Annotated in this window: 16 protein-coding genes; 10 read left to right on the forward strand and 6 right to left on the reverse strand. The window is 71.2% G+C overall.

The genetic code is table 11. From position 1 onward, the window contains the following. The first annotated feature begins 16 nt into the window (after positions 1-16). Positions 17-1252 (forward strand): MFS transporter, encoded by a 1236-nt coding sequence (locus ACLJQM_RS05050; RefSeq protein ID WP_410630300.1) that lies wholly within the window; start codon positions 17-19, stop codon positions 1250-1252. Between the two features lie 68 nt (positions 1253-1320). Here ACLJQM_RS05050 and ACLJQM_RS05055 read toward each other — a convergent pair whose 3' ends face one another. The 3 genes from ACLJQM_RS05055 to ACLJQM_RS05065 all read right to left on the reverse strand — a co-directional run bounded on the left by ACLJQM_RS05055 (position 1321) and on the right by ACLJQM_RS05065 (position 5024). Beyond that, positions 1321-2862, reverse strand: a complete 1542-nt coding sequence (locus ACLJQM_RS05055; RefSeq protein ID WP_360779336.1) for an amino acid permease — start codon at positions 2860-2862, stop codon at positions 1321-1323. Between the two features lie 70 nt (positions 2863-2932). Then, positions 2933-3862, reverse strand: coding sequence for a serine hydrolase domain-containing protein (locus ACLJQM_RS05060; protein WP_410630301.1), 930 nt, complete (start codon positions 3860-3862; stop codon positions 2933-2935). A 25-nt stretch (positions 3863-3887) separates the two neighbouring features. Further along, positions 3888-5024: a glycerophosphodiester phosphodiesterase gene (locus ACLJQM_RS05065; RefSeq protein WP_410630302.1), complete on the reverse strand. Its 1137-nt coding sequence runs from the start codon at positions 5022-5024 to the stop codon at positions 3888-3890. 411 nt (positions 5025-5435) lie between these two features. Here ACLJQM_RS05065 and purD point away from each other — a divergent pair, with 411 nt between their 5' ends. The 9 genes from purD to ACLJQM_RS05110 all read left to right on the forward strand — a co-directional run bounded on the left by purD (position 5436) and on the right by ACLJQM_RS05110 (position 13263). Beyond that, complete coding sequence (purD, locus tag ACLJQM_RS05070) at positions 5436-6710, forward strand: phosphoribosylamine--glycine ligase (RefSeq protein ID WP_360779345.1); 1275 nt, start codon at positions 5436-5438, stop codon at positions 6708-6710. Between the two features lie 124 nt (positions 6711-6834). Then, entirely contained in the window at positions 6835-7215 is a 381-nt protein-coding gene (locus ACLJQM_RS05075; protein WP_247016793.1) for a hypothetical protein, read from the forward strand. Between the two features lie 7 nt (positions 7216-7222). Beyond that, the gene (locus tag ACLJQM_RS05080; protein WP_410630794.1) at positions 7223-7807 is read left to right on the forward strand and encodes a DUF3558 domain-containing protein; all 585 of its coding nucleotides are present in this window, start codon (positions 7223-7225) and stop codon (positions 7805-7807) included. Positions 7808-7816: 9 nt separating this feature from the next. Further along, positions 7817-9412: a hypothetical protein gene (locus tag ACLJQM_RS05085; RefSeq protein WP_410630303.1), complete on the forward strand. Its 1596-nt coding sequence runs from the start codon at positions 7817-7819 to the stop codon at positions 9410-9412. Between the two features lie 2 nt (positions 9413-9414). Then, positions 9415-10173 carry an ESX secretion-associated protein EspG gene (locus tag ACLJQM_RS05090; protein WP_247016800.1) on the forward strand — a complete coding sequence of 253 codons (759 nt, stop codon included), beginning with the start codon at positions 9415-9417 and terminating at the stop codon, positions 10171-10173. 134 nt (positions 10174-10307) lie between these two features. Continuing rightward, positions 10308-10619 (forward strand): hypothetical protein, encoded by a 312-nt coding sequence (locus tag ACLJQM_RS05095; RefSeq protein ID WP_364610656.1) that lies wholly within the window; start codon positions 10308-10310, stop codon positions 10617-10619. Positions 10620-10639: 20 nt separating this feature from the next. Beyond that, the gene (locus ACLJQM_RS05100) at positions 10640-11779 is read left to right on the forward strand and encodes a transglycosylase SLT domain-containing protein (RefSeq protein ID WP_410630304.1); all 1140 of its coding nucleotides are present in this window, start codon (positions 10640-10642) and stop codon (positions 11777-11779) included. Positions 11780-11794: 15 nt separating this feature from the next. Continuing rightward, positions 11795-12973, forward strand: coding sequence for a pyridoxal phosphate-dependent aminotransferase (locus ACLJQM_RS05105; RefSeq protein ID WP_410630305.1), 1179 nt, complete (start codon positions 11795-11797; stop codon positions 12971-12973). Positions 12974-13074: 101 nt separating this feature from the next. After that, a complete protein-coding gene (locus ACLJQM_RS05110) occupies positions 13075-13263 on the forward strand; it encodes a hypothetical protein (RefSeq protein WP_247016808.1) in 189 nt (62 codons plus the stop codon). Between the two features lie 4 nt (positions 13264-13267). Here the strand turns inward: ACLJQM_RS05110 and ACLJQM_RS05115 are convergent, their stop codons facing one another. The 3 genes from ACLJQM_RS05115 to ACLJQM_RS05125 all read right to left on the reverse strand — a co-directional run bounded on the left by ACLJQM_RS05115 (position 13268) and on the right by ACLJQM_RS05125 (position 15793). After that, positions 13268-14083: an SAM-dependent methyltransferase gene (locus tag ACLJQM_RS05115; RefSeq protein WP_360779363.1), complete on the reverse strand. Its 816-nt coding sequence runs from the start codon at positions 14081-14083 to the stop codon at positions 13268-13270. Positions 14084-14175: 92 nt separating this feature from the next. Next, positions 14176-14754: an HAD family hydrolase gene (locus tag ACLJQM_RS05120; protein WP_410630306.1), complete on the reverse strand. Its 579-nt coding sequence runs from the start codon at positions 14752-14754 to the stop codon at positions 14176-14178. A 16-nt stretch (positions 14755-14770) separates the two neighbouring features. Beyond that, the gene (locus ACLJQM_RS05125) at positions 14771-15793 is read right to left on the reverse strand and encodes a threonine aldolase family protein (RefSeq protein WP_410630307.1); all 1023 of its coding nucleotides are present in this window, start codon (positions 15791-15793) and stop codon (positions 14771-14773) included. Positions 15794-15813: the final 20 nt, after the last annotated feature.

Raw genomic sequence — 15813 nt, forward strand, 5'->3', positions numbered from 1 at the left:
CATCCGGAGGTTCTCCATGTCCCCTGGCACTCGCTCCTGGGTCGTGCCCCTGGCCTGGACCGCCGTCCTGCTCGACGGGTTCGACCTGGTCGTGCTCGGCACCGTGCTGCCCGTGCTGCTCCGCGACCACGTCTGGGGCCTGACGCCCGGCACGGCGTCGGTCGTGTCGACGGTCGGGCTGGCCGGGATGATGCTGGGCGGGCTGGCGATCGGCACGATCACCGACGTCATCGGGCGCCGGAAGTCCCTGATCATCTCCGTGACGCTGTTCTCCTTGTGCACGCTGCTCTGCGCGTTCGCGCCATCGACGTTCGTCTTCGCCCTGCTGCGGTTCGTCGCCGGGCTGGGCCTCGGCGGCTGCCTGCCGACGGCGATCACGCTGGTCACGGAGTACGCGCGCCGGGGCAAGGCCGGCAGCGCGACGACCACGGTGATGACCGGCTACCACGTCGGCGCGGTGCTGACGGCGCTGCTGGGCATCGTGCTCATCTCGCCGCTGGGCTGGCGCGCGATGTTCGTCGCCGGCGCGATCCCCGCCGTGGTGCTGATCCCGCTGATGCTGAAGTTCCTGCCGGAGTCCGAGTCGTTCCAGCGGGTCCGCGAGACCGAGCGGTCGGCCGGGCACGCCGTCGCCGGCCTGTTCCGCGGCGGCCTGCTGCGCGCGACGATCGCGTTCTGGGTGACGTCGTTCATGGGCCTGCTGCTGGTGTACGGGCTCAACACGTGGCTGCCGGAGATCATGCGCCAGGCCGGTTACCCGCTCGGTGCGGCGCTGAGCCTGTTGCTGACGCTGAACGTCGGCGGCATCGCCGGGCTGCTCGTGGCGGGCCGGGTCGCCGACCGCGTCGGCATCCGCCCGTCGGCCATCGTCTGGTTCTGCTTCGGCGCGGTGTTCCTGGCGCTGCTGAGCGTCAAGCTGCCGGCCGTCGGGCTGTACGCGGCGGTGTTCCTGACCGGCTGCTTCGTGTTCAGCGCCCAGGTGCTGGTGTACGCGTACATCGGCCGCGTCTACCCGGACGCGATCCGCGCGACCGGCCTCGGCTGGTCCGCCGGCATCGGCCGCATCGGCGCGATCTCGGGCCCGCTCCTCGGCGGCGCCCTGCTGACGGCCGGAATCGCGTACCCGTGGGGCTTCTACGCGTTCGCCGGCGTCGGCGCACTGGGCGCGGCCGCGGTCACGGTGGTCCGCCCCGGCCGCCAGTCCCCGGCGCCCGACCCCGTCCCCGCCCCGGAAAGCCACGCGACTCCCTGAGTGTGCCGCGCGGGTCGTGAGTGAGGGTTAGAACACTGTTCCTCACTCACGACCACTTGCGCCGGACGTCAGCCGAGCTCCTTCAGTTCCTGTTCCACCGCCGCGAGTTCGGCTTCCGAGCCCTGGACCTTCGGGCCGGTGAACCACTTCCGGGCCGAGAGCACCCACCACAGCGCCGCGCCGCCGAGCACCACCAGGAACGCGATCGGCGTGTAGTTGAACGAGTCCACCGTCACCGGCGACGCCTGCGGCAGCATGAACAGGATGAAGATCAGCACGACCCACGTCGTCGCGATGATGCCGACCGGCTTGCCCCAGCGACCGAGGTGCCACGGCCCGCGCTCGAATTCGTCACCCTGACGCACGCGAAGGAACACCGGAATCACATACGCGACGTAAAGGCCGACGACGGCGATCGACGTCACCGCGCTGTAGGCCGTGTAGCTCCACAGGTACGGCAGGGCCAGGACCAGCGCGCCGCCTGCCGCGAGCCAGACCGCGTTCGTCGGCGTCTGCGTGCGCTTGTTGATCTTGTGCCAGAAGCCCGACCCGGGGATCGCGCCGTCGCGGGCGAACGCGTAGATCATCCGCGAATTTGCCGTGACCGAGGCCATCCCGCAGAACAGCTGAGCCCCGATGCAGATCAGCAGCAGGAATTTGCCGGTGACAGCGCCGGTCGCGTCGATGAAGATCTGCGCGGGCGGGACGCCGGTGGTCGAGCCGACCTCGCCCGCGTAGTCCTGGATCGCGAACGTCAGGCCGATCAGCAGGATCCAGCCCGCGACCAGCGAGACGACGATCGACATCACGATGCCGCGCGGCCCGGCCGTCGCCGCGCTCTTCGTTTCCTCGGTCATGTGCGCCGATGCGTCGTAGCCGGTCAGCGTGTACTGCGCGACCAGTAGCCCGAGCGCGAAGACGTAGAAGGTCGAGCCCCAGCCTGTTTGGTTCACGAAACTGCCGAAGACGAATGACGCGTCCTGGTGCTTGGCGGGCACGAAGACCAGTACGCCGACGATCACCAAGACGCCGATGAGGTGCCACCACACGCTGACGTTGTTGAGGATCGCGACGATCCGAACGCCGAAGGTGTTCAGCAGGCCGTGGACCACGAGGATGATCGCGAGCAGCAGGATTGTGTGGCCCGGCGTCGCGGTGAAGCCCCACTGCAGGTCGAGGAAGGCGTTGAGGAACAGCGCCGCGCCGAAGTCGATGCCCGCGGTGACGGCGATCTGACCGATGAGGTTGAACCAGCCGGTGAACCACGACCAGGCGGCGCCGTTCTTGCGCGCCAGCCGTGCCGCCCAGTAGTAGAGGCCGCCCGCGGTCGGGTAGCTGGAGCAGACCTCGGCCATGCCGAGGCCGACCAGGATGACGAACACCCCGACCAGTGGCCAGCCCCAGATCATCGCGGCCGGGCCGCCGGTCTTCATGCCGAAGCCGTAGAGCGTCAGGCAGCCGGAGAGGATCGAAATGATCGTGAAGGAGACGGCGAAGTTCGAGAACGCCGACATCGTCCGTTTGAGCTCCTGCGCGTACCCCAGCTGGTGCAGGCGGGCGCTGTCTTCGTCAGCGTGGTCGGGAGTGGTCTGCTGGTCGGAAACGTCCATCGGGCACCTCTTGAAAGGTATGCGGCCAGACCATTGAATTCGCCGAAGGTAGCCCCGCCACCAGGGGGTGTCAAGCCTTCGTCAAGAACTCGTCCAGCTGCCTGAGCAGGGGCCCGCCACCTCGGTGGTCGTTCGAGATCAGGGTCGCGGTGACGCCGGACGACGGCTGGTGCAGGCTCACGAACGTGACGCCGTGGTCGCCGCCCTCCAGCCGGACGACGCCGGGCCGCGGCAGCCGGAAGCCGAGCCCGTAGCCGGCTCCGCGCAGCATCCGGTCCACCCACTCGCCCGGGACGAGCCTGCCGTCGAGGAAAGCGGGCCAGAACTTCCGGAAGTCCGGCGCTGAGCTGTAGATCCCGCCGTCGCCGAAGCCGACGACCGGCAGGCTGAACACGTTGGTGCGGCCGTCTTCCAGGTACCCGGTGGCCGTCCGGGCGGGCAGCGCGTCCGAGCGGAGGAATGCCGTGTCCGCCATCCCGGCGGGCTCGGTCACGCGGGTCCGGACGAGGTCGGCGAAAGGTACGCCCGCGACCCGTTCGGCGATCAGGGCCAGGACCGCGAAGGCTCCGTTGTGGTAGTGGAAGCGTTCGCCCGGCGGGAACTGCTGCGGGTAGCCGTCGAGAGCGGCGAGGTAGTCGGCCGACGTGACGAGTCCCGGCGGTGTCTCGGGCGGGTTTTCGTCATCGCAGTAGTCGCCGATGCCCGAAGTGTGCGTCAGGAGGTGCTCGACGGTCACGCGGTCGTCGATCAGCGGCAGGTCGTCGCCGAGGACGGCACGCGCTCTCGTCGACAGTTCGAGGCGGCCCTCGGCGATCAGGCCGACGACGACCAGCGCGGTGAAACCCTTGGTACCGCTGGCGATCGCGAACCGCGTGTCGACGGTGTTCTCGACACCGTGGGCGCGGTGCGCGTAGCCGGACGCCTCGGCGAGCAGCGTCTCGTCGCCGCGGTTGACCAGCACCACACCGGAAAAGGGCGCTTCCACGGACTCAGCGTTCACGGAAGCGCCCTTCGCGGCAACGCGATTACCGGCCCAGGAAGGCGTGCAGCGACTCGAGCGCGGTGTCCGGCTGGTCGGCGAAGAAGCCGTCGACGCCGGCCTTGAGGAACGCCGCCTCCTCGGTGAAGACGTCACCGTAGGCGTCCGGCTCGGCCGAGGAGCGCAGGTTCGCCGGCAGGAACGGGTTCTCGTTCCGGAACGTGTACGGCTGCACCTTCAGGCCCGCCTTGTGCGCGTCGGCGACGAGAGCGGTCGGCTTGGTCAGGTTCCCGGCGGCGTCCAGCGGGATGATCTGCCCCTTCTCCGGCCCGAGGTACTTCGCGTACTTCGAGATGTCACGCAGCCCCTGCGGCGTCACGAGGTCCGCGTACGTCCGCTTGTCGCCCTTCGCGACGAAGTCCGCCGGAGCGCCGGTGGCCGAGGTCAGCTGCAGCAGCGGCGTGCGGACCTGCTTGTGCAGCGCGATCAGGTTCGACACCTCGAACGACTGGATGATCGCCGTCGCGTCCGGCCGGTCGAGGCCGTTGCGCTTGAGGATCGACACCAGCTTCGGCTCGGTCGGGTTGCCGATGGACTGGAAGAACGTCGAGTGCTTGACCTCGGGGTAGGTGCCCAGCGTCCGGTGCAGTTCCCGGCCGAGCCGCTTGGTCAGGTCGAGCACCTCCTGGAAGGTGGCGATCTGGTAGCGGCCGTTGTACAGCGTGTTGTGCGGGCGGTTGGCCGGGATCCGCTCGACCGCGCGCAGCGTCTTCAGCTCGGCGAGGGTGAAGTCCTGGGTGAACCACCCGGTCGTGCTGACCCCGTCGAGCACGACGGTCTTCTTCCGGTTCGCGAACTCGGGGTGCTTCGCGACGTCGGTGGTCCCGCCGATCTCGGGCTCGTGCCGCGCGACGAGCTGGCCGTCCTTGGTGGGCACGAGATCGACGTCGACCCAGTCGACGCCCATCCGGTAGGCGAGCTCGTACGAGGCGAGCGTGTGCTCCGGCCGGTACCCGGGCGCGCCGCGGTGTCCGATGATCACGGGGTCATCGTGGCCCCGCCCGTGCGCGGCCGCATCGGCGGACCCGGCTTCGGATGCGTTGGCCGACCCGACGGCCAGTCCGGTGACGCTCAGCAACGCCAGTCCGGCGAGCGCCAGCACACCGACACGTTTGCGCTTCATCTGGTGACCTCTTTTCACACAGGGTTGACCCTGACTACTCGCGCCACCCTCGATGCCGCAAGCGTCGCGCGGGGGTATCCGGGCAAAAGCGACGGTGAACTACGCGTGGACTCCTGCTCGCGACGGTGTGGTCCCCGGCACGGCTGGGGGCGCTCGACAGTGGCAGGACTTCGCGGGCCGGGGTGGGTGCACGAGCCTGCTGGCCGCCGCCTCCGGTTCCCGCGGGCGGCGCGTGGACTGCCACTCGCGCCGGTGTCCCGCGGCGCCGCCCCCGGATCCCCTTGCAGCGGTCACCTCGATTCAGCAGCACCCTCCGCCACCTCCCGTCACCCAGGGCGGCACGGCCCTCACCCGCGGTGCCCGGGGGCGGCGAAATGTCCGGCGCGAACCCGGCCGGATACGCTGTGCCGCGTGCGCGTACTGGTAATCGGCTCCGGCGCTCGTGAGCACGCCCTCGTCCTCGCGGCTTCCGGCGACCCCACCGTCACGGCGCTGGCCTGCGCTCCCGGCAACGCCGGGACCGCCGCGGTGGCCGAGCAGCTCGGCGTCGAAGCGGCCGATCCCGAGGCGGTCGCCGGGCTCGCGAAGAGCTGGCAGGCCGACCTCGTCGTGGTCGGGCCCGAGGTCCCGCTCGTCGCCGGCGTCGCCGACGCCGTCCGGAAGGTGGGCATCGCCTGCTTCGGCCCGTCGGCCGCGGCGGCTCGCATCGAAGGCTCGAAGGCGTTCGCGAAGGACGTCATGGCCGCGGCGAACGTGCCGACCGCGCGCAGCGAGGTGGTCGACAACCCGGCCCGCCTCGACGCCGCGCTCGCCCGCTTCGGCCCGACCTGGGTGGTCAAGGACGACGGGCTCGCCGCCGGCAAGGGCGTCGTCGTCACGACCGACTACGACGTCGCGCGCAAGCACGCGATCATGCTCCTCGACGGCGGCCACCCGGTGCTCCTGGAGTCCTTTTTGGACGGTCCGGAAGCGTCGCTGTTCTGCTTCGTCGACGGCACCACCGTCGTGCCGCTGCTGCCCGCGCAGGACTTCAAGCGCGTCGGCGACGACGACGCGGGCCCGAACACCGGCGGCATGGGCGCGTACGCGCCGCTGCCCTGGGCGCCCGAGAACCTGGTCGACGACCTGGTCGAGAAGGTCGTCCAGCCGGTCGCGGACGAGCTGGTGAACCGCGGTGCGCCGTTCTCCGGCCTGCTCTACGCCGGGCTCGCGCTGACCTCCGACGGGCCGCAGGTCATCGAGTTCAACTGCCGCTTCGGCGACCCGGAAACCCAGGTCGTGCTGGCGCTGCTGCGCACCCCGATCGCCGGGCTGATGCACGCCACCGCCACCGGCAAGCTCGCCGAGCACCCGCCGCTGGAGTGGGCGGGCGGCACCGCGGTCACCGTCGTGGTCGCCGCCGACGGCTACCCCGGCAAGCCGCGCACCGGCGACATCATCACCGGCGCCGAGCTGGAAGGCGTGCTGCACGCCGGCACGCGCCGCCGAGACGACGGCGCCGTCGTCTCCTCCGGTGGCCGGGTGCTGTCGGTCGTCGGCACCGGCAAGACGCTCAAGTCGGCCCGCAAGCACGCGTACGAAACCGTCGAAAAGGTGCACCTCGCCGGGTCGCACCACCGCACGGACATCGCGCTGAAGGCGGCGAACGGCGAGATCGGCGCTCCGGCCGCGAAGCAGCGCGCCTGATTTCACGGGAACGGGGAACCGGCCGGGCACGAACTTCGTCCAAACCCGGGCTGCTGCCACACTTGCGTTGGTAGCCTCGACGAGGAGCCGGCCGGTCACTGTCCGTATGACGTCAGGGGAGAGCATGTCAGGACCCTCGTACGACCTGAGCCCGGCCGTCCCGGTGGCGCCGGCCGTGGCGGACGTCCTGGTCCGCCCGGACAAGCTGCTCGACGTCGCCCGGATCGTCGAAGAGCAGGCCAACGCGCTCGAAGACCAGCTGATCACCCGCCTGGACCAGCTGCGGGTCGACGCGCCCTCGGCGGACGTCGTCAGCACGCAGTCGATCGAAGCGTGGAACCACCTGATCGCCGACGGCGACCGGTCCTACGCCGGCCAGGTCCGCGAGTACGTCGCGGGCCTCAAGCGCCTGGTGTCGCAGCTGCGCGCCGCCGCGAAGGACTACAAGGTCAGCGACGAGGAAAAGGCGGCGGTGTTCGGTGACCGCGGCAAGCACGGTGCGTAACAGCGCGATGCTGATCACCGGCGGCGTGCTCGCGACAGCGGCGCTCGCCGGCTGCTCCGCGGACAAGGACGGCACCCCGTACCCGATCGAGACGGCCGCCACCGCGGCGTCGCAGAGCGCGAAGGCCGCCCAGCTTCCCCAGCGCCCGGCCGATCTGCCGATGCAGGGCGTCGACCTCTGCGACCTGTTCCCGCAGGTGCAGCTCGACGCGATGAAGATCAGCAGCACGCCCCGGCAGGCCGACAGCGCCGACGGGCCGGTCTGCGTGCTCGACGCCGACCGCGAGGAGCCGTTCCACGGCTACCAGGTGGGCTCGGTGACCGCGGACCTCGACGAGTGGATCACCGGCGCCCGCCGCAAGAACAGCATGACCACCGAACCGAAGGCCATCGCCGGCTACCCGGCGCTGACGAGCTACCGCGCGGCCGCCGACCCGGCCGACTGCAGCACCCTCGTCGGCGTCGCGAAGGGCCGGACGCTGACCATCCGGACGTTCCCCATCACCCGCGGCAAGCTCACCCAGCCGCAGCTGTGCGAGATGTCGGTGCACGCCGCCGACCTGGCGCTGCAGTCCTTGAAGTCACGCAACTAGGGAGGGCGCGTGGAATTCTCCGAGCTCGCGGCCGGGATCCAGAACCACCGGTTCGACGGCTGGACCAACACCGCGATCGCCGACCAGATCACGCGGATGATCACCGGCGACGGCACCGGCAGCATCGGCACCGCCGTCGACGCGCTGAAGGCCGTCGCGACCGCGCTCGCCCACACCGACCAGACGTTGCGCGCGCAGCTGCTGAAGCTCGGCGTCGAGTGGCAGAGCCAGGCCGGGGGCGCGGCCGGCCAGGTGCTGACCGAGCAGGCCGGGTTCTCCCAGGACGCCACCACGAAGGTCGCGCACGCCGCGGAAATGGTCTTCGCGCAGGGTGAGTCCTTCAACCGCACCAAGTACAAGCTCCCGGACGCCGAGACGGTCCGGAAGGGCGCGGGCGGCTACACGCTGACCGACGGGCTGCTGCTGTCCCTCATCGGGTTCGAGACCGACCACGCCCGGCAGGTCGAGGCGGCGAACAACGCCAAGGAGCAGGCGCAGCAGGCGCTGAACGAGTACGCGCAGGAGAGCGGCACGAACCTGCTCTCGACGCAGTCGCTGTCCGACCCCGAGTCGCTGAAGCTGGCCGCTCCGGGGGTCACGCCCGGCGTGCTCGACGTCGCCGGCGCGGCGGTCGCGGTGACGCCGGACGGCGGCGTGCGGCCCGCGTCGGACAAGGTCCGGTCGGTGCACGTCGACCCGCCGGTGGTGCAGCCGGTGGCGCACCAGGTGCACGCCGACGCGCCGACCCCGGTCTACGGCGTCGCGGCGCAGCAGCAACAGCCGTCCCGGCCCGTCGGGTCGTCGCGGCAGACCGGCTCGGTGACCGCGCCCGCCGCGCAGCACACGACGCCGAGTTCGTCGACGACGCCGTCGGGCGTGAAGCCCCCGACGTCGACGCCCGGGCCCGGCTGGGTCACCACCCCGGGCCGCGGCACGTCCGGCGGCGACTCCACCCACTTTTCGCCCGGCCTGGCCGTCGGCGGCGCGGGCGAGCAGTTCGTCCCGCCGGGCGCGCCCGGCTCCCTGCCGCCCGGCTCGAACCCGGCGACGGCGCCGATCAAGTCCCTCGGGGGCGGCGGTGGCACGTCCACCGGCTCCGGCTCCGGCTCTGGCTCCGGCGCCGTCGACAGCTCGCTCAGCCGCGGCCCCGACGGCCTGCTGGCCAAGGGCCGCACGGTCGGCTCGATGCCGCAGGCCCCGCTCGCACCGGGCCAGTACACGGCCGAACGCGGCTTCGTGGCGAAGCCGGGCGCGACCCCGGGCGAAATCGGCGCGGGCGCGGCGGCGGTCGGCGCGGGCGCCGCCGGTGGCGCGCTCAGCGGCGACAAGGAACGCCAGCGGCGCGAGAAGGGCCAGCCGAAGGGCCCGGTGCGGCCGCTGCCGGTCGGCGAGCTGCCCGAGGAGGAAGCCGTCGCGCTGCGGAAGTCCGAGCAGATCAGCCCGAAGCAGCAGCGCGGCGAGGCGCGGTTCCTGTCGGAGGCGGCCCCGCAGGAGGAGGACGCCGAACACGTCCGCCGCTTCGGCGTCGACGACCAGGACCTGTTCGCCGACCAGCGGATGGTTTCCCCCGACGTGATCGGCGACCACGGCTCGGACGGTCGCTGACCGTGTCCTTGGTGCTGTCCGCGTCGGAGTTCGACGTGCTCTGGGAGTCGTTCGAACTGCCTCGGCGGCACGTCGCGATCGACGTGCCGAGCGGGGGAACCACCCGTACCGAGCGGTCGGCGCTGGTGGAGTCGGCGTGGGCGTCGCTGAGCGAGCGGCGCCTGGCCCGCAACCGCCGGGCGTCCGGCGAGCTGGCCGACCTGCTCCACCTGCTGGCCCGACCCCAGTTCGGCGTCGACGTCTGGGTGTGGGCCGAACGCGAGATCCGCGGCCGCGCGGTCAGCCACCGCAGCCAGGCGGTGCTGGCGGTGGTGGACAACGCGGAGGTGTGGCTGATCCCGGCCACGGAGGACGCCCTCGCGGAGGCGGCGGTCTCGGTGGCGGGCGACCTGGCCCCGGGCATCGGCCAGACGGTGAGCATCCCGTACCCGACGCTGAAGGCCGCGGACGCGGCCGCCAAGGGCGACCCGAAGGCACTGGTGACGGCGCTGGAGGACCGCGGCGTGCCGCTGTTCCAGGCCCAGGAGCTCTCGGGCATGCTGCTCGGCCAGGAGGCCAGGGGCCAGTTCGGCGCGGAGCGCGTGGGCCGCGACGGCGTGGTCCACCGCGCGAACCGGGTGGTGGCGTTCTTCGACACGGACTCCGGCCGCTACCTGTTCCAGGTGGAGACCGACCGCGAAGGCCGCGAGTGGGCGACGGTGACCCCGGCGGACAACGCCCTGCTCGCGACGAGGATCCGGGAACTGGTGGCGGAGGCCTGAGCCCCGCCGGGTGGAAGTTGACGGGGAACCGTACGCGCACCCCGCGGGAAGTCATAAAGTAAGCGCGGGAACCGTCCTGGTCATGACGACGTCTGATCGGGCGGACACAAGATTTCCGAAGGGGATGACGAACCGTGCCTGTCTACGACGCCGACTCGATGGCCATCGCGGCCGGCCAGGTGGAGAAGCTCAAGGACGAGTTCGAAAAGTCCAAGCAGAAGGTCACCGGCTTGGACCACGAGAAGGAAAGCCCCTTCGGCGGGATGGACGACAAGGGCGACGCGCACGGCGCCGTCGGCAAGTTCAAGGACGGCGTGCACAGCCAGTTCGACGCCGCCGGCAAGCACATGGAGGCACTGGGGTTCGCCATGCGCAAGGCCGCGGGGTTGATCGCCGAGACCGACCAGGTCGGGGCGAGCGACCTCAAGCTGCACGTCGACAAGTGAACTGAGCAGGGGGCACCAGAGTGGGATTGAACCCGGGCGGCGCCGGAACGCCGGACAACTGGGAAGCCTTCATGAAGAAGGTCGACCAGGTCGAAAAGGTCGATTTGGGAAAAATCACCGCCGCCGCGGCGCAGTTCCGCGAGGCGGGCAAGAACGCGGGTGACCACACCGCGTCCCTGAAGAATTCGACGGAAGCGCTCAACGGCGGCGTGTGGGCCGGCCCGGCGGCCGACGAATTCTTCAAGTACGTCCGCCAGGTCCGCGACGCCGGGACCAAGGTGCAGACCCACCTCGAGGACGTCGCCAAGGACCTCGACGACCTCGCGTCGACCCTCGAGCAGGTCAAGAAGAACGTCGGGGACAAGCAGCTCGCCGCAGAGAAGGCGGTCAACGAGCGCAACGCGACGGCCGAGACCGCGATGAAGGCGGCGGACGCGGCGGCCCACGAGCACGAACGAGACCCGAACAAGCCGGCACCCGCCCAGACCTCCGCGGAGATCAAGGCGAAGGCCGCGACCGACATCCACACCATCACCGCGGGCTTCGACGGTGACGTGACCGGCCTCCAGACCCAGGCCGACGTCGCGATCAAGGCGTCGCAGAAGCTGATGTCCCAGCAGATCGAGGGCGGCTACGACCAGGTTCCGCTCCCGAGCAGCACCCCCGCGGCCCCCAAGAGCACCGGCGGCATCCACAGCAACGGCTCCTCCCACCACGGCGGTGGTGGCGGAGGCGGCGGTGGTGGCGGCGGCGGTGGCGGTGGCCTCGGCCCCAGCGGCGGCCCGCCCTCCTCCCCGCCCCCGGGCAACGTCCAGCAGTGGATCCAGGAAGCCATCAAGGCCCTGCAGGCCGCCGGGGTGCCGGTCACCGACGCCGACATCCCCAACATCTGGGCGATCATCCAGCACGAGTCGGGCGGGAATCCCAACGCCATCAACAACTGGGATTCGAACGCCGCTGCCGGGCACCCGTCCAAGGGGCTCATGCAGTGCATCGACTCGACGTTCAACGCGCACAAGCTGCCCGGGCACGACAACATCTACAACCCGGTCGACAACATCATCGCGGGTGTCCGGTACTCCTACGACCGCTACGGCGGCCTCGGGAACGTGCCCGGCATCAAGGCCATGGCCCACGGCGGTGCCTACCAGGGCTACTAGAACTAGCCTGGCCGCATGGTCGACCTCGGAGCCTTCGCCGGTCCCGCGCTGCGGGCCGGTGTGCCGCCCTTCCACGTCATGGACGTCCTCTCCGCGGCCGGTGCGCGGCAGCGGAGTCACGGTGACCTCGTGTCGCTCGCGGCCGGGCAGCCGTCCGCGCCCGCGCCGAAGGCCGTCCTCGAGGCGGCCCGGGAGGCGCTGGCGAAGAGCACCCTCGGCTACACCGAACAGCTCGGCATCCCCGAGCTGCGCGAGGCCGTGGCCGGGCACTACCGGCAGCGGTACGACGTCGACGTCCAGGCGCACGACGTCGTCCTGACCACCGGGTCCTCCGGGGGCTTCCTGCTCGCCTTCCTCAGCGCGTTCGACCCCGGCGCCAAGGTCGCGATGGCGCGGCCCGGCTACCCGGCCTACCGCAACCTGCTCTCCGTCCTGGGCTGCGAGGTCGTCGAGTTCGCCACCACCGCGGAGACGAACTTCCAGCCCACCGCCGGCCTGCTCGACGAGCTCGGTCCGATCGATGGCCTGATCGTCGCCAGCCCCAGCAACCCGACCGGGACCGTGCTGCCGCCCGGGGAGCTCGCCGCCATCACCGGGTGGTGCGCGTCGCACGGCGTGCAGCTGATCAGCGACGAGATCTACCACGGCATCTCCTACGGCGCCGAGCTCGACTGCGCGTGGCAGTACGGGCGCGAGCCGATCGTGCTCGGCAGCTTCTCCAAGTACTTCGCGATGACCGGCTGGCGGCTCGGGTGGCTGCTCGCGCCGCAGCGCCTCCACCGCGCGATCGACGTCCTGACCGGCAACTTCACCATCTGCCCGCCCGCCGTCTCGCAGTACGCGGCGCTGGCCGCCTTCACGCCCGAGGCGTACGCGGAGGCCGACGCGCACGTCGAGCGGTACCGCGCCAACCGCGACCGGCTCTTCGCCGGCCTGCGGCGCATCGGCCTGACCGAGCTCGCGCCCGCGGACGGCGCCTTCTACGCGTACGCCGACGTCAGCGCTTACACCGGAGACAGCCTGAGCTGGTGCCAGCGGCTGCTCGCCGACACCGGCCTCGCGATCACCCCCGGCGTCGACTTCGACCCGGTCGACGGCGGCAAGTACGTGCGGTTCTCCTTCGCCGGCAGCGCCGAGGACATCGACGAAGGCGTCCGGCGGCTCGGCGCGTGGCTCGGCCAGGGGGAACCCTGATTTAACCCCGAACGTTGGGCGATGAGAGGGAGTTTCCCCGCCGGGGATGGCACATTGGAGTGACCGGGCCGGTGGGGCCACGGGGACACAGCGGAGGAACCATGTTCTGGAAGATCGTCGGCGCCCTGATCGTCGCCTGGGTGGCGTTCATGGTGCTGGGTGCCGTGATCGGGTTCGTGTTCAAGGCCGTCCTGTGGATCGCCATCATCGGCGGCATCGCCTTCCTCGGCGCGGCCGGCTACAAGGCGATCACCGGCAACAAGGACAGCAAGCGCATCAACCGCTACTGAGAACTCAGGGGATCCGCGCCACGCCGCCCAGCGCCGTCCGGTTGACCGGCGTCAGCGGCGCCAGGCGCGGCCCGTCCGGCCACCACAGGTGTGGCTCGGTCAGGCCGGGTTCGAGCAGCTCGAGCCCGTCGAAGAAGGACGCGATCTCGGCACGCGAGCGGTAACGCGTGTCGAGCCCCTCGCGGGCGAGCCGGTCCTGCAGCGAGGCCGCGACGACGGCCGCTTCGGTGGCGTCGAGCGGGTTGTGGCGGTGCAGCAGGAGCAGGTACGAGCCCGGGGCGAGCGCGCCGGCGTAGGACTTGACCACCTGCTGCGCCTGCTGGAGGTCGGCGATGTGGTCGACGACCCCGCACAGCACGAGCCCGGCCGGCCGGTCGAGGTCGATGAACCGGGCCACCCCGGCGAGTGTCTCGCCGGGGTTCAGCGGGTCGGTGCCGCAGATGTGGGTGAAGTCGTTGTCGACGAGCAACGCCCGTCCGTGCGCCTCCACAACCGGGTCGTCGTCGACGTAGACGACGTGCGCTTCCGGGTCGTACTTCTGCGCCACCTGGTGGGTGTTCTCCACCGTCGGGAAGCCCGAGCCCAGGTCGACGAACTGGTCGACGCCGAGCCGCTCGGTCAGGTACCGGACGGCGCGGACCAGCCACTGCCGCGTCTCGCGCGCCATCGCCGGGGCGGCCGGCGCGATGTCCAGGAGCTCACGCAGGAGGACGCGGTCGGCCTCGTAGTGGTTCTGCCCGCCGAGCAACGCGTCCCGGACACGAGCGAGGCTCGGCCGGTCGAAGTCGACGCGGGCCGACGGTCGTTCGCTCGTCGCCATGGGTACCTACCGGGGAAGTCGGCGGTGGACGCGCCCAGCCTAGGACACGGGGATCACGGCGGGTAGGCGGCCGTGCGGGGTGGGTGAGTCCGTCAGTCCAGCCAGGCCTTGGCCGCGTCGGCGCCGTTCCACAGCTGGGCCTTCAGCCCGGCCGCCCGTGCGCCGTCCACATTGGACTCGCGGTCGTCGAAGAACAGGCAGTCCGCCGGCTCCGCGCCGAGTTCGTCGAGCAGCAGCCGGAAGATCTTCGCGTCCGGCTTGACGCACCGGACGTCGCCCGAGAACAGCGTCACGCGGAAGTGCCGGATCCAGTCCTGCGCGCGGGCCCATTCGCCGAACACCGAAGGCGCGTTCGAGAGCAGCGCCAGCGCCGCGCCGGCTTCGGAAAGCGCCTCGAGCAGGGCTTCCGACGACGGTTCCAGGTAGCCCCAGCCGTCGATGTCGATGCGGGTCAGCTCGGCCGACAGCGCTTCGCCGACCGGCACGCCGAGTGCCTCGCCGACGGACTGCCAGTACTCCAGCGGGGTGCTGCCGGCGTCGTACGGGAGCCGCAGGTCCCAGTACGCCTTTTCGAACTCCGGCAGCGGGGCGCCCAGCGCGGCGGCCAGGTCGGGGCGGGCGGCGCTCGGCTTGCTCAGCACGTCGCCGTAGTCGAACACGATCCAGTTCACGGGGTCCCCCAGTGCGTCAAGCGCCAGTCTTGATCCGGCGCAGGGCTTCTTCGACGTCGGTCGCGCTGAGGTCCCGGTGCGTGACGAACCGGACCTTGCCCGCCATCGGCACCGCGCGGATCCCGAGCGAGTCGAGCCAGTCCAGCGCGGTCGGGATGTCGGGCACCTCGGCCAGCACGATGTTGGTGTCCGGCGTGTTCGTCGGCCAGCCGTGCTCGCGCAGGCCGTCGGCGAGGCGCGCGGCGTTTTCGTGCGAGTCGGCCAGGTCCGGGACGCGGTCCAGCGCGACCAGGCAGGCCGCGGCCAGGATGCCGCCCTGCCGGACGCCGCCGCCGAGCATCTGGCGCATCCGGCGGGCGCGTTCCACGAACGCCGTGCTGCCGGCGACGACCGAGCCGACCGGCGCGCCGAGGCCTTTGCTGAAGCAGGCCGACACGGTGTCGACGCCGACGGTCAGCGCGGCGGGCGGCACCTCCAGCGCGACCGCGGCCTGCCAGAGCCGGGCGCCGTCGAGGTGCACGGCCAGGCCGGCTTCCTTCGCGACGGACAGCAGCTGCGCGTGCTCGTCCGGCGGGGTCACGGCGCCACCGGCCGCGTTGTGGGTGTTCTCGAGGCAGAGCAGTGACGTCCGTAATGTGAAGTACGGCCCGGGTTGTCCGATCGCGGCCGCGAGGGCGTCAGGCGAAGGGCGGCCCGGGCCGCCGTCGTGCTCCAGGATGTCCGGCATGCCGCCGGCCAGCCAGGCGGCCGAGCCCAGCTCGTTGGACAGCACGTGCGCGCCGCGAGTGGCGAGGAACCGGTCGCCGCGCTGCAGGTGCAGGCTCAGCGCGATCAGGTTGGCCATCGTCCCGCTCGGCACCCAGAGCGCGGCCGCCATGCCCAGGACGTGCGCGGCCCGTTCCTCCAGGGCGGCGACCGTCGGGTCGTGCTCGAGGACGTTGTCGCCGACCTCGGCCGACGCCATCGCCGCGCGCATCGTTTCATCCGGACGGGTGACGGTGTCGGAGCGGAAGTCCAGCGGCGGCAGGGTGAAGGTCACGGAGCGATCACATCACACCC

It is taken from the genome of Amycolatopsis sp. cmx-4-83 (genome assembly GCF_046548815.1).
GTDB lineage: Bacteria > Actinomycetota > Actinomycetes > Mycobacteriales > Pseudonocardiaceae > Amycolatopsis > Amycolatopsis pretoriensis_A.